General features: G+C 42.0%; 13 protein-coding genes, 1 tRNA gene and 1 pseudogene. 9 read left to right on the top strand and 6 right to left on the bottom strand.

The window, feature by feature from the left end:
* Positions 1 to 209 precede the first annotated feature (209 nt).
* Positions 210 to 1,882 (bottom strand): annotated as a pseudogene (locus QGP82_RS19855) (ISL3 family transposase).
* A gap of 283 nt (positions 1,883 to 2,165) precedes the next feature.
* Here QGP82_RS19855 and QGP82_RS19850 point away from each other — a divergent pair.
* Positions 2,166 to 5,999: a TIR domain-containing protein gene (locus QGP82_RS19850; RefSeq protein ID WP_499060758.1), complete on the top strand. Its 3,834-nt coding sequence runs from the start codon at positions 2,166 to 2,168 to the stop codon at positions 5,997 to 5,999.
* Between the two features lie 16 nt (positions 6,000 to 6,015).
* Here the strand turns inward: QGP82_RS19850 and QGP82_RS19845 are convergent, their stop codons facing one another.
* Positions 6,016 to 6,189: a hypothetical protein gene (locus QGP82_RS19845; RefSeq protein ID WP_499060756.1), complete on the bottom strand. Its 174-nt coding sequence runs from the start codon at positions 6,187 to 6,189 to the stop codon at positions 6,016 to 6,018.
* A gap of 535 nt (positions 6,190 to 6,724) precedes the next feature.
* Here QGP82_RS19845 and grrM point away from each other — a divergent pair.
* The 3 genes from grrM to QGP82_RS19830 all read left to right on the top strand — a co-directional run bounded on the left by grrM (position 6,725) and on the right by QGP82_RS19830 (position 9,375).
* On the top strand, positions 6,725 to 7,930 hold the full coding sequence (gene grrM / locus QGP82_RS19840) for a cyclophane-forming radical SAM/SPASM peptide maturase GrrM/OscB (RefSeq protein ID WP_499060755.1): 1,206 nt from the start codon (positions 6,725 to 6,727) through the stop codon (positions 7,928 to 7,930).
* A 130-nt stretch (positions 7,931 to 8,060) separates the two neighbouring features.
* The gene (locus QGP82_RS19835; protein ID WP_499060753.1) at positions 8,061 to 8,432 is read left to right on the top strand and encodes a hypothetical protein; all 372 of its coding nucleotides are present in this window, start codon (positions 8,061 to 8,063) and stop codon (positions 8,430 to 8,432) included.
* A gap of 559 nt (positions 8,433 to 8,991) precedes the next feature.
* Positions 8,992 to 9,375, top strand: coding sequence for a hypothetical protein (locus QGP82_RS19830; RefSeq protein WP_499060752.1), 384 nt, complete (start codon positions 8,992 to 8,994; stop codon positions 9,373 to 9,375).
* Between the two features lie 259 nt (positions 9,376 to 9,634).
* Here QGP82_RS19830 and QGP82_RS19825 read toward each other — a convergent pair whose 3' ends face one another.
* From QGP82_RS19825 to QGP82_RS19815, 3 genes are all read right to left on the bottom strand, one after another.
* Positions 9,635 to 14,668 (bottom strand): nSTAND1 domain-containing NTPase, encoded by a 5,034-nt coding sequence (locus tag QGP82_RS19825; RefSeq protein WP_499060751.1) that lies wholly within the window; start codon positions 14,666 to 14,668, stop codon positions 9,635 to 9,637.
* Between the two features lie 98 nt (positions 14,669 to 14,766).
* Complete coding sequence (locus QGP82_RS19820) at positions 14,767 to 16,068, bottom strand: P-loop NTPase family protein (RefSeq protein ID WP_499060750.1); 1,302 nt, start codon at positions 16,066 to 16,068, stop codon at positions 14,767 to 14,769.
* Between the two features lie 353 nt (positions 16,069 to 16,421).
* Positions 16,422 to 16,940, bottom strand: coding sequence for a DUF1643 domain-containing protein (locus QGP82_RS19815; RefSeq protein ID WP_499060749.1), 519 nt, complete (start codon positions 16,938 to 16,940; stop codon positions 16,422 to 16,424).
* Between the two features lie 154 nt (positions 16,941 to 17,094).
* Between QGP82_RS19815 and QGP82_RS19810 the strand changes: the two genes are divergently transcribed.
* Complete coding sequence (locus QGP82_RS19810; protein ID WP_499060748.1) at positions 17,095 to 18,387, top strand: MFS transporter; 1,293 nt, start codon at positions 17,095 to 17,097, stop codon at positions 18,385 to 18,387.
* Here QGP82_RS19810 and QGP82_RS19805 read toward each other — a convergent pair.
* Positions 18,388 to 18,460, bottom strand: a tRNA-Arg gene (locus tag QGP82_RS19805). It lies immediately after the preceding gene.
* A gap of 49 nt (positions 18,461 to 18,509) precedes the next feature.
* Here QGP82_RS19805 and moaC point away from each other — a divergent pair.
* From moaC to QGP82_RS19785, 4 genes are all read left to right on the top strand, one after another.
* A complete protein-coding gene (gene moaC / locus QGP82_RS19800) occupies positions 18,510 to 19,034 on the top strand; it encodes a cyclic pyranopterin monophosphate synthase MoaC (protein ID WP_163696953.1) in 525 nt (174 codons plus the stop codon).
* A gap of 18 nt (positions 19,035 to 19,052) precedes the next feature.
* On the top strand, positions 19,053 to 19,322 hold the full coding sequence (locus QGP82_RS19795) for a hypothetical protein (protein WP_499060747.1): 270 nt from the start codon (positions 19,053 to 19,055) through the stop codon (positions 19,320 to 19,322).
* 97 nt (positions 19,323 to 19,419) lie between these two features.
* Complete coding sequence (locus tag QGP82_RS19790) at positions 19,420 to 19,728, top strand: DUF3181 family protein (RefSeq protein ID WP_163660011.1); 309 nt, start codon at positions 19,420 to 19,422, stop codon at positions 19,726 to 19,728.
* A gap of 593 nt (positions 19,729 to 20,321) precedes the next feature.
* Positions 20,322 to 21,758, top strand: coding sequence for a hypothetical protein (locus QGP82_RS19785; RefSeq protein WP_499060746.1), 1,437 nt, complete (start codon positions 20,322 to 20,324; stop codon positions 21,756 to 21,758).
* The last annotated feature ends 208 nt before the right edge of the window (positions 21,759 to 21,966 follow it).

The following is a 21,966-nucleotide window of genomic DNA, read 5'->3' as shown; positions in this document are numbered from 1 at the left end:
CTAAGGCTGATGAGTCAGGGAGTAGATGCTGTAGAAAGTCCATGATGGGATGCACGTGAAGGCCAATCCCTATTTACGGTTTGCCATCCCATTCGGATCACCAAAAGTCGCCAAGAGCCCGAAGTTGACTGTGAATTAGGTGCCGAAGTGAGGCTCTTGGCCGCTTTTGGTGATCGCGCTACCTGAAACTAGACCATCTCCCAAAAAGACTATCGATTCGTCAAAATCAGTCGCTTGGCCAATAAGTCTAGTCCCGCTCGCCCAAACATTTGTCGTTTCAGCATTTTTAATCGATTATTTTGACCTTCTACCGGTCCATTGCTAACGTCTAAGGTCAAGCCTGCCTTGACCGCATCATAATCCTCTTCTAACCCTTTTGAAAAACTCTGAAATGCCTTTATTGTGGTGTTCTTGGCCTTCTCTAACCAGCTATCTAACTGATCAGGAAGCCGTTGTCGGACAAGGTTTAAGAATCCCTGAGTGAGCTGAATCGTCTCGGATAACTCAGCGTGTTGAGTAAGGCGCTGCAACAGTGTTTTTTGCTTGTCAGTTAATGTGTCTGGTTGCTGAAGGACTAACCAAACGGCTCGCCGAGCACTTAGGGGCTTCTGGGGCTTGATGGTCATCTTTGGAGCTGGACCTCGACCTGGGAGATCCTTCAATGAATCAGGATTGGGAAGTCGTTGTGGCTGAGTCAATCGTAACGTATGGGTATAGGGTGCCACGGTTTCATAGGTCCCTGAATACCCAAGTTGTTGAATCTCCTTAAAGAGTTGTTTAGTGTGTTGACGTCCTTGGCTCCATTGATCGAGGAGATAGGGTTTGTAGGGGTCTACAATACTCCGACATTGTCGGCTGGACGGCTGCCATTCTGGAAACGTCTCATGAGATAGGTAGGTATATACGGTACGCTTCCCCATTCCCAGGTGATAGGCAATGTCTTTAACTTTGTAGCCTTGTTTTCGTAAGCTGTGAACCTGTTCATAGTTGTTTAATCGTTCAGCTCGCTTTTGGGCCGTTTTTCGTTGTTGAGCTGTTCGGGGAGCTGAGTTTTGTGCTTCCAAGACTTTAGATACGATAACACCCTCGGCTTGAAGCTGTTCTTGCTCAACCTGTTTTAGGATTTTTGAATGCCCCTTTAAGGCCTTTTCTAGTGTCTCTTCGAGATTGTGTAACAGATGAAAGCGATCTGCTACTTGAATGGCATCGGGAGCGCCCTGAGTCATCCCACGTTTGTAAGTCTTGGAACGGTCCCGTGACAAGATTTCAGTGCCAGGATGGTCTTTCAACCATGTGGCTAAGGTTTCTGCTGTCCGGTCTGGTAAAAGAGCAATGGGATGATTCGTTTCGAGATCCACCAAGATAGTTCCATAGTGATGACCTTTCCGGAACGCAAAATCATCTACACCCAGAATCTTAGGGGTGGCCACCTCAGGTAGCGGCAAGCCAGATAGAAGACGCAGAGAGGTATTGCGACTATAGCTATACCCTACTCTGTGACTTAATCGAGCGGCGGCGGCTCCTCCCAATTCCAACCCTATGGCGATTAGGTGTTCCGTGTAACGAGTCGTACGCCTCGCCCAAGGAGCAACGATATGGGTAATCGCTCGGTAAAGATTCGTCGTTGGCAGCTGTCATTGAGACAGAAAAACTTACAAACCTCTAACAACAGGGTCAGGCTGAACTGGACTAGTGGTAGATCCCTGAGGGTTCGCTGATAGTGACTATGAACTCGTCCACTGGGAGCTTGGCATAACGGACAATGTGCAATCACTTGAGTCGATTCCACTGTGATGACGAACTGTTGGGTTGTCGTATCTAAATCCCAGTGTTTCAATGCTAGGGCTGATGAGTCTGGGAGTAGATGCTGTAGAAAGTCCATGATGGGATGCACGCGAAGGCCAATCCCTATTTACGGCGCCCCCTCCCATTCGGATCACCAAAAGCGGCCAAGAGCCCGAAGTTAGTGTGATTTTGCAAATTTCACTTGCTATCTTTTACGGACATCAGTGAATATGCATATTTTGAAAAAGCTTGATGTATGTTTAAGGAGATGTCTATAGGCTACCGATTGAGTGTGTATGAGTCTAATCAGTAGGATGACTCAATATAAGCTACGCCTCGCTTATCAACGGCCTAAAGAAGATCGTCTGAGGCGTATTGCTGTGGTGAAGCCACGGAATAACGATATTTTTATTAGTTATACTCCCCAAGATGGAGATTTCGTCAGACGTTTGGATCAGGCCATTCGTGACCAAGGTTTGGATCCTTGGATCGATTTTGATGATATTCCTGATTTCAATCATTTTTTAGATGGTGATAGTACGTATGAAAAACAAATAAAAGATGGCATTCTTGGAGCTGATGTTTTTGTCTTAGTGCTTTCTAATGCAGCACTAGGTAATGGAAAAATAATGCAAGGGCTCAGGTTAGCCCAACGCTTAAATAAACTTATTGTGCTTCTATATCAGAATTCATTTGCTGATATACATGAGCTGACTCTCAGCCTGGATGATTTACAGTACTTAGATTTGAATTCTCCGCTAGTGGGCAAGGTGTTTGAACAAGTCGCCTGCAACATTATTCATCTACAAACTTATACGAGACTTTTAGCACGGGCTAATGAATGGGATAAGCAGGGCCGTCCTCAATCGTATTTGTTGACTTTAGAAGACCTCAAAGAGGTTAAAAAACAGAAGCGTTGGATTGAGACTCATAAGCTGGGAGCACAGTTTAAATTTACTAAGATTCAAAAAGTTTTCTTGGAGACTGTGGATCGAGCCCATGAAACATCTGAGTATTTTAGTAAGAGCCCACCTGATATTTTCATTTCTTATTCTCGCAGTAACAAGCATTTTGTCGAGAAACTGAATCAATCATTAAAGGATGAGCGTTGGAAGGTCTGGATTGATCGAGATAGGATCCCTGTGGCTGCTAATTGGCGAGATGAGGCAGAAGAGGGGATACGTTATGCTCATACTGTTATTTTTGTTGTTTGTCCTGACTCTCTTACTTCTAAAAATTGTCAATGGGAGTTTGAAAAGGCTAAAAAATATAAAAAGCGAATTATCCCAGTTATTAGTTGTAATGACTATAACCGAGAGGTTTTTCAAGCTATGGGATTATCATCTGTTCAGTATGTGTCTTTTGTGAGGCATGGGCAGTCTTTTGATCAGTCGTTGCAACAATTATTAGATGCACTGAAAACCAACTTGGACGATCTGAAAGTCTACAGACAGGTTTTAGTCAAGGCCTATGAGTGGTCTGATCGTGAACGTTCAGATAGGTTTTTGATGGGGCGTCACGAGTTTAAAGAGGTACAAGGTTGGCGTAGAAAGCGTCAATATCTTCAACAAACAGATAATCGAGAGGTTGATCTTCTACTTCCTCGTCAGCATGAATATATACAAGCAAGTCAACGTTATTTGGCTCTACAGCGAAAGCGTCAGTGGGTGATGATATCTGCAATATTGGGGATCTTTGCAGGGCTTTCTACACTTTTGTTAGCCACAACATTCAGTGAGATTAAGGCGTTAGTAAAATCCTTGGATAATCTTAAGGGGTTAGATGCCTTAGTGACTGGCTTACAGGCAGGAGAACGGGTTAACCATCACTACTTGTTTGTGAGACTTTTGCGTCCTGATTTGCAGGCAAAAGCGACAACTGTACTACATCGAACAGCCCTTAATCTTAGTGAAATTAATCGTTTAGAGGGCCATGATGGGAAAGTTTATTCTGTTGTTTTTAGCCCAGATAGTCAGCAATTAGTTTCAGTGAGTGTTGATAAAACTGTTCGTTTTTGGGGGTTGAGGAAAGAGACAGATGATCAAGGAGAATCATGTTCGCAAAATGCTACAAGATTTAATATAGATAAAGGTGGTATTCCATCAAAGGCATTTAGAACAGTTTCTTACAGCTCATATGGAAGCGATATAGCAACAGGTGATGAAGATGGAACTATCAAGTTGTGGGGATGTACTGGGCAACTAACTAAAGTCTTGTCTCAATCACATCGCGATCGTGTTAATCGCATTGCCTTTAGCCCAGGTGGTCAGTATCTAGCTTCGGCAGGGAAAGATGGCCAAGTGTTTCTGTGGACTCGATATGATGGATTTTCTACTCTGATTAATTTTGAGTATCAAGGTAAAGCACCGGTCTCAACCCTTGTCTTTAGTCCTAATGGCAAATACTTGGCAGCAGCTGATGCTCAAGGATTAGTTCATTTATGGGAAATTAGCCACAATCCTGAAGGGTTACCTTTTGTCAGGTTGATCAATACTTTTCTGTATGAAGTACCAGAAAATCTCCGATATCTCATTACGTTAGTTTTTAGTCCAGATAGTTCTTTGCTAGCTTTTTCAGGCTACGGCGGTGTTGTTCAAGTTCAAAGCCTTAAGCAAGCAACTGTTCGTCGTTTGGCGGATCACGACGGTGATGTCTATCAAATTGTGTTTAGTTCTGATGGAAGAACGTTAGCATCTGCTAGTTTTGACGGCACTGTGAAGCTCTGGAATCCTCGTGGAAAGGAAGGTAAAGAATTAGTCCATACTCTTAGAGGCCATCAAGGTCCGGTGTATAGGGTAGTATTTGGTCCTCAAGATGACGTACTAGCTACAGGAGGTGCGGATGGGATTGTGCGTTTGTGGTTGCGAGATAAGGGTGTTCAAATAGAGGCTTTTGAAGGTCATGAAGATGAAATATCTAGCCTTGCTTTTTCTCCAAAAGCTACGCTTGGTTATGCATCGGTATTAGCCTCCGCGAGTGATAGTGGCGATATTCGGCTTTGGAATATCGATAGTCCAATTCAACCATTACCTCACAACAGTGATGTGTATGACGTAACCTTACGACCTGATGGCAGAATGATTGCTTCAGGTGGGAGGAAGACTGTTAGAGTATGGCGACCTGATGGTACTCCACGATTTCATATTGCATTTGGACAAGATAGCAAAGTACTAGCAGTGGACTATAGTCCCGATGGCAGGATACTGGCAGCAGGTGGTTCTAATGGCCAAATCAGGCTCTGGAAACCAGATTTTGACACAGAGAAGCCGATACAGGTCTTGGATGCCCATTCTGATCCGATGGATGAAGAGTCTAGTTCGGAGGAAGTTTTAGATTTAGCCTTTAGCCCTGATGGTCAGTGGTTAGCTTCGGTAGGAACTGACAGAACCCTAAAACTTTGGAGATTTGAGGGTGAGCAACTTTACCGATACGTAACACTGGAACATTCTAACGATGTGACTGGTGTTGCATTTAGTCAGAACAATCAGCAATTGGTTACTAGCACTCGTGCAGAAAGTGATGCTGTTGGCAGAGGAATTTATCTATGGCAAATGCCTAAAAAAGGAATATTGGGGGAGAAGCCGAAACTGCAATTGCTAACTGAAGAAAAGCATGAAGGCAGTGTATTAACGGTTGCGATTCAACCTGCTAAGGATGGCATCATCGCTTCAGGTGGCAAAGATGGCAAGATTAATCTTTGGAGTGCCTCAGGTGAATTGATTAGAACTCTGAATGAACATACTGATCCAGTAACTAAAGTGAGCTTTAGTGGTGATGGGCTGTTTTTGGCTTCATCTAGTCAAGACGGTAGCGTTAGGCTCTGGACAGCCCAAGGGGATTTGATTTCAGTATTGGAGCGCCATAAACGAGCTGTATCGAGTGTTGAGTTTGCTCCTAAAAATAGTGATCTTTCTCCTAATGGCAATGAGTTTATAGTTTCATCGAGCTCAGATGAGGATGTTCTGCTTTGGGAGCTATGGGACTTATCTAAGCTAGAGATAAATGAGCGCAATCAGAATCGTGCACTACTCAAAATGCTAATTTCAAATGGTTGTCGGCCCGCAATGCCTTTTTTAGAAAGTCGCTATAGCAAAGATACTCAACAAAATATTGCGGAGATGAACACTTCTGAAAGAGAAAGCTTAGGGGAAATCAAAAAAATCAAAGAATTTTGCGATCGCATCTTGCCCAATAAAAAATCAGAAGCCCGTTAACTCTTAGGTTCAAACCCTAGGATGCTCTACAGCCTGAAGGATCATTGACAGGATCATCACAGAATTCATAAGAATTCACCGCTAGATCCTGTACTTCATTGGTGCTGATTACCTGTATCCCTTTGGACAACATAGGAAGCACCAACGTGCTAGACAATACAGCTGTATAAATCCAAATAGATAGTTTCATGGTGATGGTCCTGCATAACTGCCTACTGCTTGAGAACTCTTCATATCATTTCTATTGAAGCACTAATTTTCCGGAGGGAGCCTTGCTACTACGGACGCTTTCTGTGGTGTCATATTAGTTCTAATGCGCTATGGCTAAGTTTTGTATCGAGTTTACTTGGGCTAAAACGGTAAGCAAGGGCGTATTCTGGGATGGGTTTAACCTTAAACGTTCATTGGAGTAACACGTCGAAGCCTTTACAACGGCAGTCTGTAAATTCTGAATTTTTATTAAGTATACAGGCCATTATACTTTCGTCTAAGTGGCGTACTACACTTCATCGATAATCATTGGAAGTTTTGGTTGTCCGTGATTTTTTCTTCAGATATATCGCCATTATTGGTAGGAGAACTATCTTTTTTATGTGTGGCGTGTGGCGAAGTATGAATAGTATTGCATTATGTAGCTAAATGTCTAATCTTTCAGTAAGCCATAGTAATCAACTATCAGTAAAATTAAGGTGGTGTGCCTTACTAATGGTTATCTCTTGGCGATTATGATCTCTTTTGTCCAAAAATCGATTCGTCAATTAGTTGAAAGACCCTCTGAGCAGTTTGAAGTTGGTCCAGTGAAGTTGGTTGTTATTCAGCCAACAACGTTCTGCAATCTTGACTGTGACTATTGCTACTTGCCAGATAGGCATCTCAAACTAAAGTTTTCGCTAGATTTACTAAACCCACTATTTGAGAAGCTTTTCAAGAGCGACTTAGTTGATAAAAGTTTTACTGTGGTGTGGCATGCTGGTGAGCCTTTAACGATGCCAGTAGAATTTTATGAAGAAGCGTTTAGCCGAATTGAAAAGATAAATACCCAACTGAATGCTGAGCCCGTCAAGATCAGGCATGGAATTCAAACCAATGGAACGCTCATTAATGATGGTTGGTGTGATTTATTCAAGCGTTATCATGTCAACGTAGGTGTTAGTTTGGATGGCCCTGCTTTTTTGCATGATGCTCATCGGGTAACTCGAAAAGGGCTGGGTACCCACAGTGGTGTAATGCGGGGTGTTAAATTGCTGCAGGAGAACGGAATTGGGTTGCATGTGATAGCGGTCTTGACTAGTGCATCGTTAGATTACCCTGATGAAATCTTTGATTTCTTTGTTGAGAGTGGGATTCGGCATGTTGGATTTAATGTTGACGAAGAGGAGGGTGCAAATGAGACGTCTTCTCTGGAGGGGGATGAAGCACTAGCTCGATATCGAGCTTTCATGACAAGGTTGCTGGAACTCACTAAGCAAAATCCAGAAGCTTTAAAGATCCGAGAGTTTGAGCAGACTCGCAGTATTATTGTTGGAAAAGCTGACATCACAAAAGGGCAACATGTTCCTTTTACAATGCTTAATGTTTCCTATAGTGGAGATATATCGACTTTTTCTCCTGAGCTGTTATCTATGAAGAGTTCAGTTTACGGAGACTTTGTGTTTGGTAATGTATTACAGGATAGCTTTGAATTAATTTATAAAACACAGAAGTTCCAGCAGATAAATTCTGATATTCAAAAAGGAGTCGAGCTTTGTAAATCACAATGCCAATATTTTTCCGTATGCGGGGGAGGTGCACCCTCTAACAAATACTTTGAAAATGGCTCATTTAATTCGGCTGAAACTATGTACTGTAAATTTTCGAAGCAAATTTTGACGGATATTATTCTCCATGATCTTGAGCAGGGACTTGGGCTGGTAAATAACTTCTTAGATTAGCACTTATAAATGTGAAGTCCATTGACTTGCTAAGTGAGGATATTTGTTGGAGAGCTTGGACAAATAAGGGGTGAGGGAGTTGTCCCTAAAGTACCTAACTGCAATTTTAGTATCTAGGAATCATCTACTAATGCATAAACAATATGGCAGGAAACCTCCAAATGCTCTCTTCATCGCACTTTTGGGCTTAGTGATGTACTTTTTGCAAAGTAAACCAGTCCAGGCTTTCGGTGTTTTAGAAGCTGATGAGAGGCTTTTAACCATTGAACAAAGAGTTATGAGAATTCGCCAAGAGGTTTTGAAATCAGTTGATGCCAAATCTTCCTATGCGAAGATGAATAACGAACAAGACATCCTGCATGCCCTGAATAGAGGGACTCAAACTTCTCAAACAGATTGGAAAGATTGGAAAGATTGGAATGATTGGAAAGATTGGAATGATTGGAAAAACGATTGGAATGATTGGAAAAATGATGGGAATGATATGCAACAGACATCATAAATTGCTCGATTCCTGTAATTCTTCTGTTTTAGCAATCTTCTAGAGTTAGGATATAAATCAGTGTTGCTAACTTTCGTGATGTGTATGTCTAATAAATTTTGATAATTACATCACTATTAGGTTGTGTAGCTCTTAAATCAGCTGTAAAGTCAATGTTTGATAGCAGTCAAAATGTGTAGGTGTCTAAATTTTCATAAGTCTTACTTATGAAAAAACTCAGTTTATTATCCTTTCAAAGAATGTTTAGAGGCCTCTTGCAATGCAAGAAAAGGATAATTGGTATGACATTAGATAAAATGTCATAGGTTAATTGTTTTTCTTAAAGCTTTTTAGTCTAATTAACGTGTAAGCTCTTGATCGGACTATTCTACTAGACAAGTAAGAATATATCCTTGAGAGGAGAGCATCAAGGTTAGTCTAGTCCTACTCTGTAAGCAACTTTATTCCTTATTATAGAGTTGCTGCCTATGAGTTTAATGTAGCAGTTCTTTGTAAGAACTTGTTAAGTTCTGAGTCATTGATGAGAATAAGAATATAGGTCGAGGTCTCAAAGCGTTTTATGATACCTATTCGCGATAAGCTTTTTAGAATATTCGACAAGATGGTTGCTGCTTGTGCAGCAGCGGTTGGACTCACGTTCTCTACCCCTGTACTTGCAGAGAATATAGCGTTTGATTATCATCAAAAAAAGTTAGGTGTCCTATCAATAGAGGAAAGAGTGGAGTCAGTTCGGTCTCAGTTGAGCCAACGGCAGCTTGATGGAGTGTCTGAATCAAGCTTTGAAAAGTCTGAGAATCTAAGTAACCAGGTGCTAGAGCCAAAAAGTTCGCGAACTGCAATATCTCAATGGAGAAATTATTGGAACGACTGGAACGACTGGGTTAATTGGCGTGATTGGCGTGATTGGAACGATTGGAGTGATTGGAGTAATTGGCGTTTCTGAATAGTGGATTATATTTTTACATCTAACCTTAGGATTTTTGTATTTGCTGTTTTGTATTTAAGAAATTCAATTTTTGTAAAACCTAAATAAGCAAGGTTTTACTTTGGACTTACCCATGGAGTTTTACTGAATAGGCTTAATTAGAAATAGTAGAGCCTTTGATATATAAAGTTTTAAGAGCAACAAAAAGATCATCTAAATGCTTGTCTGAGAAGGTTTTGAGTCGATTTTACCCCTTCTTGATTCCAATGTGAGTTTATTAAGGAACTTTTTTGGAAGCGATAGGTGTTGCTGAACATACTGTCAGTGCTTTTTCAACTTCAGGGCGATTGTAGCTAAAGTCTTTTAACCATTGACAGCCGCGGTCTAGTAGACTGTCCAGCGTAGAGTCAATTTCCCACATATCCGTCTGTCCATTATCCGAAGTGATGAGTAAATGTGACTCATCGGGTGAAAATCTAATACTTCGGACAGCCTCATTGTAGCTATACTCAGCAAATAACTGTTTCCTTATATCTGCTAAGCCCTCATTAATACTCCACAATTTAACGTTGCCATCTTCTGAGGCTGTCGCAATCATTTGATTTTTGGAGCTAATTTCTATGTCTAAAATGGAATCAGTATGAGCTCTGAAGTTTTTGACTATGATTTTCCTTGGCTCTTTTTGGGCAGTTAGATCTATAACAACAATACTTTCATCTGCTGAGGCGGTTACTAGATACTTATTATCTGGTGTGAAAATCAGATCTAAAATTGGAGATGAATGCACTTCAAAGTCTTGCAGTACTTTGTTCTTGTTATCATCCCAAACTGTAACTTGACCGCTTGCTCCACCAGCAGCTATATATGTGCCATCGTCATTATACTTAACAGTGTGTAGGGCTTTATCGTTTGTAGATAGCCTGCTTTCAACTAAATTTCCATCTAAATCCCAGATCCTAACAGTTCCATCAGAAGCGTTAACACTAGCTATATGTTTTTTGTTTGGGTTAAAGTCAATGTCCCAAATATTAGTTGGCTTATCAAACTTAATTCTTCTATTTATCTTCTTTTGGAATATATCAAAGATAACAATTGAGCCATCTGCTGAACCTGAAGCAACTAGCTTTCCATCCCGGCTGAAATGGACGCTGTTAATTTGACGTTCATGTAAATTGAAAGATGCTGGCGTCGCTTTGTCTAACATTTGATCAATTAACAACGGAGAGTTTTCTGTAAAATCCCATATGTAAAGACTGCCATCTACAGCCCCAGCAACAAGGTGTTTGCCTGTAGGACTGAATTGTATAGTCCGGAAAGTGTTATTGTCTTTTTTAGTAAAACCTGCTACTTTTTTGTCACTTATGTCCCATGTGAGCACACTACCATCCTCTGAGGATGTTGCCAGAATATGACTTTTTTGTGGATCGGTGTTAAAGCTAACACTTAAAACTTGATTAGAATGCCCTTTAAGTTTATGTACTTGTTGACCAGTTTCAAGATCCCATACGCGAGCCGTTTGGTCTGCTGCTGCTGTTGCTAAATATTTTCTATCAGCACTAAAACTTACGCCCAATAATGTTTGTCCTTCATGGTCAAAGCTAGTACTAGAACCATCTTTTACACTCCAAATATGAGCATTGCCGTCTGCTGAAGCAGTTGCGAAGAATTGGCCTGTAGTATCAAAGGTAATGTCAAGTACATCAGCTGTACTGCCATTAGATAAAGTTTGAATTTTATTACCTGTTAAGTCCCATAATTCAACTTTGCCATTGCTTGAAGTAGTTGCAATCTTTGTACCCTCAGGGTTAAAGCTAACATCAAAAATAGGCTTATTTTGATTGCTTAAAGTTATTGGATTATTATGTCGATTCCCTAACTTCCATAGCTGGGTAATTCCTATATCAGCCTCTCTATCAGCTGATATTATAGATACTATTGCTATATATTGATTATCAGGACTCAGACTGATACTACGGATTCTGCTTTCTTGCTGCTCGACTGGTAACTCTTGTATTAAATGACCGTCTGGATTCCAAATTTTTACGATGTTGTCTGCAGATGCGGTCGCTATAGTTTGTCCATCCTGACTAAAACTTACGTCTATAATCGGTGTCTGAGAAGCTGGGAATTCAACTAATTTTTCTCCTTGCATATTCCAAAGATGTGCTGTCCCACTTCGGGAGGTGGTCAACAATTCATCTTTGTTGGGCCTAAATATAGCTTTATGAACAGGGCCTTCATGTCCGTGAATTTGGTTGATTGCCCTAATTTCATGAAGCACTTGCTGTAACACATAGTATGGGCTATAGGTAGAAGTACTATTCGATGATTTATCTCTAACTAGTTTCTTCGCACGCTGCACATACTCCATGGCATTAACAAGTGATGACAGAGGATCAGATTCAACTTGTTGCAGCATTTGCAAAGATTCTCTCTCTAACTCAGCTTTCTCTGATTGTAGAGATACATCTTGATATTTAAAATGTGCATCGATAGATACTAGAGTAATAGCAGTGCCGATAGCGATTGTCGAGGCAATAATGACTCTACGAAAAAGCCTCTTGGCTTGTTGTAGGTCTATTTCAGTTTTACGTCGTTGTGCTTTTTCCGCTTCTAATTTCTTGTTTATTTCTTTGAATGCATCTCTTTGTTGTTCAATCTTCTGTTTCTGTATCTCGGTTGCTTGACGTCGTTCTCTTTCTTCTTCAAGTTTAGCTGTCAATTCACTGATACGAGGTGTCTGCTGACGGCGAATATAAGATACTAAGTAATCATGCACTAGTTGATAGCGACTAGCTGGTAATGAAGGCAATAGGAATACTAGCCCTGATTTTACGAAAATCTGCAATACTAGGTCTAGCTTATTAGCCTCGGTTGCTAAATTCCTTGCTAAAGACCTTAAGGCACTTTCTAGCTCGTCCCTGGTTTTAGGGGGACGAGTCTCATTCTCATCTGTCAAGAGATATAGCACTAAATTGGCAGCCTGCTGATTTTCAGGCCCGCAATCTTTAATGACTTCTTCTAGATAACGTTGAACTAGAGAAGATTTTGGCCCTTTTTCATGATATTCATCTAGTTTTGTAATGCCCTCTGTTTGAAGTTGAGCGCCGACTATTTGTAGCTCAATGGGTCTCACTTGCTGTATATCACCAGCTAAATCGTTGACTAGGGTATCCACTAGTTTTGGTTCAAGATGAAACTGAGTTCTTTCGGTGAGACTTTGGATGATCGCCTTGGCATCTTCCGGTGAGAAATTGCCAATTTCATAGCGGTGATTCGCACTCAGAATATCATTAGTGATGTAATAATCATCAGTTGCCAAATGTTCAAACTCTAGCAAGTAATGGAGATAATCTTCTCTCATTACAATAATGACTTTTGTATAGGGAATCTTGAAGCAATGACTTAAAAATTGAAGAAAAGACTTTCTCTCTTCCTGATTGGAATGGCCAATAAAAAACTCTTCAAATTGATCTAATATTAGGACGCTAATATATCGATACTGATTTTGCCTTAGCTGTGCTAAAACTGATGCTCCCGAGTCTAGAGGATTGGTTACGTCTTCCTCATGACGGTTTAAATTGTCACATAATTGACGACCCAAGTCGTCTATCCAATCATTGTAGTACTGTAAGGTTATGGTCAAAACATCGCGAGTTTTAATAATCCGATCACGAAGCGTAGGAATTAACCCTGCCCGTACAGTCGAACTTTTACCTACACCAGACTGTCCATGAATAATTGTCAATTTGAAGTTATCTCTTGAAATTCTGTTGACTAACTTATCAATATCTCGCTGTCGATCGGAAACAGAGATTTCTTGAGCAACGTTTTCGAGGTTAGAATCTCCAAGGATACTAGAACCCAGCTGTCGACTTGGCTGGAGTCGACTTGCACCGATAAATGCCCGTAATCCATACTGGCTTTCTAGAGACCGTTGTTCTTGCTTTGTTTCGAAAGCGCTTAGGTAGTTATGTTGTGCAATAAATAACTTACGCAACTGCTTTAATATAGAAATACAAAGTATGGGATCGGATAGCGACCTAAGAGTTTGTCTTGCCTCTTTTGAGCAAGTGGCCGCTTCTGTTAATTGACCTTGTTCCTGTAAAGCCTGCGCGCGAGCGAGCTGATAGAAAGCTCGATGCTTGCGTTGTGATACGGGAGCTAATTGAATAGACTGTAATGCTTGTTCTGCATATGACTGGGCTGCTTCCCAGTCATTGTTATGTAAAGATATTTGAGATAAAAAACCATAGTCTCTTGCAAGTCGCGCATTATTGGCTGTTGATTGACCAGACCGGTGAAGCTTCAGTGATTGATCGGTTAATACCTTTAAATTGTTCCATTGCTTTAGGCGTAATAAGACTTCACCTAACTGACCAATAAAACAAGCCACTAAATCTGAGCGATTAGCAGAATTGAAGCTGGCTAAGCATTGTTTAAAATAAGTTTCTGCTTTTTGAAGGTTGTTTTGAACATGATTTAGCTCCAGCTCAGATTTCCGCTTGTGACAAAGTCCTAGATGAAATTGGACAATGCCCTGTTTCCTTTTATCATTAAGAGCTTGCCAATGATGTAAGCAATACTGATATTTTGTGACTGCGTTATTAAATTGATTGCTTCTGTAATCTTCACGACCGATGCAGAGCTTTAAAGTTGCAAGGTTTTCTTGAGATAGTTGATAATTTAGGAATTCTAGTTCTTCTTTTGCTTTTAGATATTCCTTGATCTCTTGAGCATTCCAGGCTGACGTTAATACTGTTTCTTCTGCTGGATATTCTGTAGCGGACTCAAGAATATGTTGAAATAGTTTCTTAGAACGCTCTTGTAGAAGATCGACTAGTTCGTTAGCTGCATATTCGAAGGTAATTGGAGTTGCCCAATTATGAAAATCAGGAACTAACCTAATTATCTCGCCTAAAATATCATCAGTTACCCAAATAACTATTGGAAAACCAAAATTCTTTCTGAATTCCTCTCGTACTTGATTAGTTGATAATAGCAACTCTTCTAATTTCTCTACGGATTCTAAGCCCACAATGCATAACGCTTCAGGTGTCTGATCTGCGAAACTTTGTTGTATCCGTGTGTATAATTGCCGGGCCGTTTTAGGTAGTTCTAGAGTATGGATAGATACCTCAGATTGTTGATATAAAAGTTGTAAAATCTTGTCGCGTAGGGGAGTATAGTTGGAGCGAGCAAGCACGAGTTCAAATCTACGACCACCCGTTAGCCTAAGTGTCCTGGCTAGTTTTTCTAAAGAACGCTTATTGTTTTCTGTTAGATTAACTGAATCTTTTGCCTGGTCCATAGCTAGTAAGCTCTGAAAGGTGGATAGTCACAATTGTAATCTGAACTAGTGTTAAGCTATTTCCTGAGAGTTGAATCAGGTTTCTGAAGTCCGCTTCTTTAGGTCTTTGACTTAATGAGTGGATTTAGATCAAACCATCTACCTCCATCTTTGTCATGGTATTCAAAGACAAAAAGACTTCTCAACAGAATTTGATATCCTTTCTCTCCACTAACTTTTTTACTCTCTTCTACACCATGTAATAACTTCCATTCATCTTCGGTGATTGCCATTCTTAAACGGTCAGCGTACTCGCGAATCACCCTCTCAAGGGTAGTCCGCTTTAAGGGAGGATCTTCTTCTTGAAGGCAAGTGTAAAGCATGCCTAAAAGGTTGCGAACATGTCCACCGCTAATGTTGCAAAGTCTATCTAATGTAGTTGTGTCATCAAACACTTCTGAGATTAAACTCTGGTACTCTTGAGGGCTTACATCGGGAAAAGCTCTGGCCATAATTAACTGGCGCAGTAGATTCATTCCTTCCATACATGTATTGCCATTACGTAGACGAACTGGGACCATAGGTAGAGTTTTGGTCAGTACTCCTCCACCGAAACGATTGATCATCGTTTGGTGATCGTTAGAAAAGGTTAAAGATAGCGGAATTGTGTATACAACATGACAATTGAGCTTTCGTAATTGCTCGCCTCTATCAATAAAGAGATATTCAGGTTGAGGACGTCCTGCATCATTCACTCGATTGTCAACTCGATCCAGGCTATCAACGAGGACAACTAAGCCTTTTTTGCCTTGTAGTTTTAGTTCTTGATTGGCTTTGCCAAGGACATCTTGATTCAGTGCATCTAGAATGCTGCTTGTCAGTGGTTCAAGATATTGTCTGAGACGTCCACGGGTTTTTGGGCTTTCTTTCGTTAGAGCTGTCAGCTTTCCTAGCCCAATTGGTAGAGAGAATTCGAATTCTGAAAATTCAATAGGTGTTTGCAGAAGTTCGGACACCTCCTTAAACAGTTTTTCAAAATAAGATGGTCTAAGTTTAATGCCAATATTCTCAAGTCTGATGCTAATGCGATGGGCAATGGCTAACAGTATGTCCGTAACATCTACATCTGCTAAATCAAGATCCTGCGAGGATTCAAAATAAACTACATAAAAACCCTGCTCTTCTAAGTCAGCTTGTAGCCTACGAAGCTCGGTAGATTTCCCACAGCCAATGTGTCCTGTAAACAGCTGGCAGCTTGATTCTCCCCCAAATGATTTAAGTGCAATGGTGCGTTCAATTGCTTCGATAATTTTGCCCCCACGAACTTCAGCAAAATCAACATAATATTGCCGATCCTCTGGCTTACTGATGATTAGAGTGCGGCTGGGATCACAAGCATCAAAAAATCTAAGGAAGTCCATGTGTAGGATTTAGTTAGTTAAGGTGCCAGAAGTATTAGACGCATTGACTTTATGGTTGAGGATTACTGGTTGAAAACAGTATTTCCATTCCATATAGAATTTGTTGGACGTTGGAATCGTAATTCAGTAAAATTTTCTAGCTATATTAGCTATGACCAAGAGGCAGGTAGCTTCGGTCAGGAAAGGTTAGACGCTGTATCTTTTTATATGCTCCTCAATTTTAAGTGTTTAAGCTTTTCGCAAAAAAGAAGTTAAATTACTTTGCAAGTAAGGTTAAGAATTTTAAATGCTTGCGTAATGGAAGCCTCTGCACTTTGAGTGAATGAAGGGTTGCTTTATCTCTTAATCTGTCTTTAGGAATTTTGCTGCCAAGGTGTCGGTCTAGTAGTCCGTTTGATATATAAAGGATGGCGAGGTTGGCCCGATTGGTTGCGGGCTAGACAGTAGAACTTATGGTGATGGATGGCAAGTAAATCTAGGACATCTTGGTGTCGATTGAGTAGGTTGCCCCAATTGCCCCAGGCCAAAATCACGGCGTCCGCTGTTGCAGATGCTTCATGTAAGTAACGATTATTCTCTGGGCCAATCGGATCGTTGATTTGCTTCAAAATCGACGGTTGAGAGGTGCGATAGGCAAACAAGTTCACTATATTTAATTGGGTATATTCCCATCTTTGGGCAAATTGTGAACAGGCTCGAATGGTGGGGTCATCCTTTTCTGCATCGGCTTCACTGGGGTTGAGCATAATAAATGTGACCTGACGTAGATTTTGGCCCTCGGTTAACCATGAGCGGGTGAGGCGATAGCGATAGCGATAAGACGCGTCGAAGGTGGCCGTTCCTTTTAGAGAATTCGTTACAATCGTTAACATTGGTCTGTCAGGAAAATCAGTGTAACGTTGGTCCGTAATTGCAAACGCTTTCGTTGGCAATGAAAGCTGTGAACTCTTGCCACGAAGCGTGTTGTATACCGTTTGCTGTTTGGGTTACACCTGGTGGACGCATCTTCCGTTAAGGAGCATTATTTTGAGCGTATTTGTTACTTTAGAGCCGGCCCTGAGACGAAACTTGATAGTGATGTTTGTCGCTGGGCTGTGTTTTTGGGCTGGATTGGCAGGGCTATTGCCTGCGTTACCGTTATATATTGAGCAGTTTGGTGCAACGGGTCAGCAAATTGGGTTGGTGATGGCGAGTTTTGCCATTGGTTTATTGACGATGCGGCCAATGATGGCTCGTATAACTGATGAGCGTGGTCGTAAGCCAGTGTTATTGCTAGGGTTGATGGCAATTGCTGTCGCTCCCTTACTGTATTGGCTAGTACCTGTTTTTCCTGAAAAGATATGGCAGTTTTCGCTGGGTAGCCATGTTTGGCGTATCAAATCAGCAATTGCCTTGATGATGTTATTCAGGGCATTTCACGGGTTAAGTATTGCTGCTTTTGTGACCGCTTACAGTGCCCTAGTCGCGGATTTTGCTCCACCTCAGCAGCGAGGAGAGCTAATTGGCTATATGAGTCTTGTTAATCCGATTGGTATGGCTATAGGACCTGCCTTGGGGGGCTATTTACAAGCTGGATCAGGCTTTGCTCAGGTATTTTTTTTAATGGCGATTCTTGGGGCAATTGGATTGGTGTGCGCTGTTACGATTGCGGAGCCGCAACGAGAGAGGATACTATCGCGTCGTCAAACTGCTTTTTGGTCGTTGCTGCTGCTGCCAGCTGTTCGGGTGCCAGCCATAATTTTATTTTTGGTGGGGCTAGCTTTTGGAGGATTAGCTACGTTTGTGCCGCTATATGCCCGTGAGTCAAACTTTGCTCTCAATATTGGTCTGATTTACACAGCTTCTGCAGTTTCAAGTTTTGTGATTCGTCTTTTAGTCGGCAAGGCATCTGATCGTTATGGTCGTGGACCGTTTATTACCCTTGGACTAATTTTTTATTCAATTTCTATGATGGCGCTATGGCTTGCCCAGAGTGAAGTTGCAGTGTTGCTTGCTGCTGCTTTACAAGGTATGGGCGGTGGCATGCTAATTCCTATGGTGGCAGCTCTGATGGCCGATCGCTCAACGCCCGCTGACCGTGGCTTGATGTTTGGTCTCTGTTTAACAGGATTTGATTTGGGGATTGCGTTAGCGGGCCCAGTAATGGGGCAAATTGCTGATTTAGCTAGCTATAGGGATATTTTTGGTGTAGCTAGCTTAATGACTCTTGTAGGTTTAGTCATCTTTATCACTACGTCTAGCAAAGACATCAACCACTCAATTCAGTTCTCACTGAGAGGTGGTAGAGATGTGTATGCCACACCACATTCGACAATTTAACGAGCCTGGAGGGATTCGAACCCCCGACACCCTGGTCCGTAGCCAGGTGCTCTGTCCACTGAGCTACAGGCTCTAACAGGATTAAACTCTAACACACTGTTGCAACGCTATCCAAGATTTCTATGGCAATTTTGATTGGCACTGGCTCTGTACCCTATCAATCCAGACAGTCGTCCTTAACTCATTTGGATGGAGGTGGGGCGGCTCAAATGGTTGATGTGTCTGGCAAAGCGATGACTCACCGTACGGCTGTGGCTGAGGGGTATTTGCGTATGGCGCTTGAAACGATGGCAGCAATTCAGGCAGGTGATGTACCTAAGGGGGATGTGTTAGGGACTGCTCGAATTGCTGGCATTATGGCTGCTAAGCAAACGTCTAATTTAATTCCTCTGTGTCATCCTCTTCCAATTAAAACGGTAGAGATTTCGTTGGAACCTGATGATGAGCGACCGGGCTATCGAATTCAAGCGACGGTGAAGACGACAGGCCAAACAGGTGTGGAAATGGAGGCGTTGACAGCGGTTTCTGTAGCGGCGTTAACCCTGTATGACATGGCCAAGGCACTACAAAAGTCAATGCAGATTGAGGATATTCGTTTGCTGAAGAAAACTGGTGGTAAATCGGGGGACTATACTATTGATCCATGACATATTTTTTGGTGTTCTATGCCTCCTAAGTGGCCACGAAAACCTGATCGTAATGACCCGGCCTATCGAAAATTAGAAGATAGAATCAATTTTGCTGTGCATGTGGCGGCGTTTACGGCGTTTAACTCGGGACTATGGTTTTTTCATGGTTTTATGCCAGGGACTCTGCCATGGCTGCCTAAGTTAACGCTACCTTGGCTGGGGCTTTTGGCTGTCCATGGTGTTTGGTTATTTGCGATCGCATCCTACTCTGCACATGAGGCACCCTCAGACAAGCCATCGTCATGAATTGAAAATTTTGTTAATGCATTTTACGAACGGTTCATTTCCGTAGCCAGACCTTTTACCCTAATGCAAGAGACTTTCCTCTAAAAAGAGAATTACCATGGCATACCCCGGTGCGGCAGCAGTTATTGAAGCCTTAGCGGCGGATATTGGCGACACAGTTTACATTGATGTTGCCAAGTGGCATTTGTATCTTCGAGATACCTCGTTGCATACTACCCTGGCTGAAAAATTTTATCCGATGGTGACCGACAGTGATTTATCTGAAACTGGTGTGGTTGCAGTTTTGCAGGACATTACTGTCAAGTTAGGTGGTGGTCGTCGATCTCTTCCTTTAAGTGATTTAGTGCCCATTCAGTGTCAAGTAGATTTGCTTGACCTGTTAGAACGTCATCGCAGTGAGATATAGCTATCAATGATTTGGGTTTTCAGCTAAAAATGCGAGTCGGCTGGAGTAAGTGAATAGACAAAACTATCCATCAATTCGGACTTCGACTCCGCTCAGCCTTCATTTCTCTAAATTAGCTGGTTGAGCGGAGTCGAAACCAGCGGTGTTAGGGACGTTTACTTTCAGCTATCTACTTAGCTCCTACTGCTTGTTTAAAGTTAAGTTCCCTTCACTCGAAATAGGTAATTGATTGTTGCTGATCTTTTGGAAGATTGAAGCTGAAAAATGTTGATGCAGATCGATCTTGCCAGCTCGATGTTTCGCTTCAATCAGCAATGGCAATAGCTGCTTAAGTATGGTGTTTTGTGCGCACCTTCAATATCTGTACCCACACTGGTAATTGATGAAAACCAGTTGGGATCTCGTATCAGACAATGGTAGCCATAGGCTTCAATCTAGACCTGACATTCCATTAGATTAGGGTCGCTTGAATTGCTGTTGAATTTCGAGGTCTACCCTAGACTGTAAGGGGGCAACGTTGAATGAAAAATCGCTTTAACGCGCCTATTTGGCGTGTGTCTATTTGAGTTGTTTACCAGGATAGGGAAGCATCTGTGGACGCTAACGTTTTATCACTTTTTAATCAGCCTTTAGCTACCGTCAACGATTCAAGCGCCGATCCTTTAGGCGCTTTTGTAGCATTACTACCAAATATCGATTTTGATAGCTTGATCGCAGATATTACAGATTCTGTGAATGATGCGATCGCAGATGTTGATCAAGTCGTTGATTCAACGACTTCACTGGTGGTGGAGACTCTAACGAATCTTGGAGTTGATATTGAAACTGTCGATGTCAGCGATGTCGTTGAGGATATTGTTAACTTCATCGCAGAACTGCCCGAAGATGCGACGATTGCCGATGTTCTGAGTGATGTTGTGGACTTTTTTGAAGTGACGCTGCCATCACTATCAGACGATGAACTGTTAGAGCTGTTGACTGATGTCAGCGACCTCATTAACGAGATCGCTCCTGATCTCAGTCAACTATCAATTACTCCGTTTCTAGAGCAAGGGGTGGATTTTGTAGAAGACCTGATTGATAGCACAGGCACCATCACAATTGATGGTCCTAACTTGTCAGGAGAATTAACCCAGGACGGGATACTGCGTTCGTTCACCATCGAGTTCTCTGATGACGCCTTTGATGATCTGCTTGAAGATGCCAGCGATTTTCTAGCAGGGATTACAGGTAGTGCCAGTTTGAGTGATGGTCAATTCACAGGGGATGTCACCATTGATGGCAATGACTATACCTTGAGTCTGGACATCACTGAGGCCTTGACGGACAGCCTAACTAGTCTGTTTACCAGCGCAGAGGTGACGTTACCCTTTGCCAACGGCGTTCTCAATGTTGATATCGATACAGCCCTTGGCGACTTTGTCGGCACGATCGATTTTGCAGGGGGAGATCTCGACCTTGATTTAACAACGCCGTTTGGAGCTCTAGATACCAGCATCGAATTTCCTGAGGATGCTCAGTTTGAGCTACCCGGTGACATGCTTGCAGGGGTTGATGCTGAGCTAGATTGGAGTGCGGGTGTTGTGCGTATACCCATTCCTAGTACGCTTCTGGCTTTACCGCTTGAAGCTTTCTCTGGAGAACTGTCTCTATCGGAGGGCTCAGGGGCATTTACAGCGGGTGTTGATGGTCTGCCGATTGGTGATTTCTCAACAACCTTTGAGGTGGGGCCTCTGGCTAGCCAACTAGCAAGTGCCTTGACTGAAGATCTAAGGGGTGAGTTGACGATTGATGCAGGTGAAATTGCTGGCAATATTGTCAGCGACTTTGGGGAATTTGAAGTGGCGGCTGCCTTTGATGACCTCATCCTACAGGCCAGTAGTATAATCGATTCCACCACTGGGGCATTGACCTTACAGGATGGAATCGCATCTATCAATCTTGATACATCCCTTGGCCAACTTTCAGGCGCAATTGCTTTGTCAGCAGTAGAAGATGTTTTGACCAATGCATCTAGTCTACTGGCTTAACAAAATAAATTTTGGCTCATAAACGAGCGGTTATTGGTTCTGGAAAATATTGTCCGGCTGTCTGCGTTGGCAGCCGGATTTCTTTTATTCATGAGGCTTTCAGCATAATCAAGAAAAAAGCTTAAGCGACGTCTTTACGAAACTTAAAGAAATAACGTTTCTGAGAACGGCTAGTAAAAGTTAATATAAAACAACCTAATGGCTACCA

Source organism: Leptothoe sp. LEGE 181152, assembly GCF_032906605.1.
GTDB lineage: Bacteria > Cyanobacteriota > Cyanobacteriia > Phormidesmidales > Phormidesmidaceae > Leptothoe > Leptothoe turfae.
Note: the sequence above shows the minus strand (reverse complement) of the source record. Positions and strands in the feature narration are given on the sequence as shown.

What these genes read in the sequence shown, in the direction of transcription:
- QGP82_RS19795 (WP_499060747.1), top strand. Translation starts at nt 19,053, where the DNA reads ATGCCTCCTAAGTGGCCACGAAAACCTGATCGTAATGACCCGGCCTAT.
- QGP82_RS19820 (WP_499060750.1), bottom strand. Translation starts at nt 16,068, where the DNA reads ATGGACTTCCTTAGATTTTTTGATGCTTGTGATCCCAGCCGCACTCTA.
- QGP82_RS19845 (WP_499060756.1), bottom strand. Translation starts at nt 6,189, where the DNA reads ATGAAACTATCTATTTGGATTTATACAGCTGTATTGTCTAGCACGTTG.
- QGP82_RS19830 (WP_499060752.1), top strand. Translation starts at nt 8,992, where the DNA reads ATGATACCTATTCGCGATAAGCTTTTTAGAATATTCGACAAGATGGTT.
- QGP82_RS19825 (WP_499060751.1), bottom strand. Translation starts at nt 14,668, where the DNA reads ATGGACCAGGCAAAAGATTCAGTTAATCTAACAGAAAACAATAAGCGT.
- grrM (WP_499060755.1), top strand. Translation starts at nt 6,725, where the DNA reads ATGATCTCTTTTGTCCAAAAATCGATTCGTCAATTAGTTGAAAGACCC.
- QGP82_RS19790 (WP_163660011.1), top strand. Translation starts at nt 19,420, where the DNA reads ATGGCATACCCCGGTGCGGCAGCAGTTATTGAAGCCTTAGCGGCGGAT.
- moaC (WP_163696953.1), top strand. Translation starts at nt 18,510, where the DNA reads ATGGCAATTTTGATTGGCACTGGCTCTGTACCCTATCAATCCAGACAG.
- QGP82_RS19835 (WP_499060753.1), top strand. Translation starts at nt 8,061, where the DNA reads ATGCATAAACAATATGGCAGGAAACCTCCAAATGCTCTCTTCATCGCA.
- QGP82_RS19815 (WP_499060749.1), bottom strand. Translation starts at nt 16,940, where the DNA reads ATGTTAACGATTGTAACGAATTCTCTAAAAGGAACGGCCACCTTCGAC.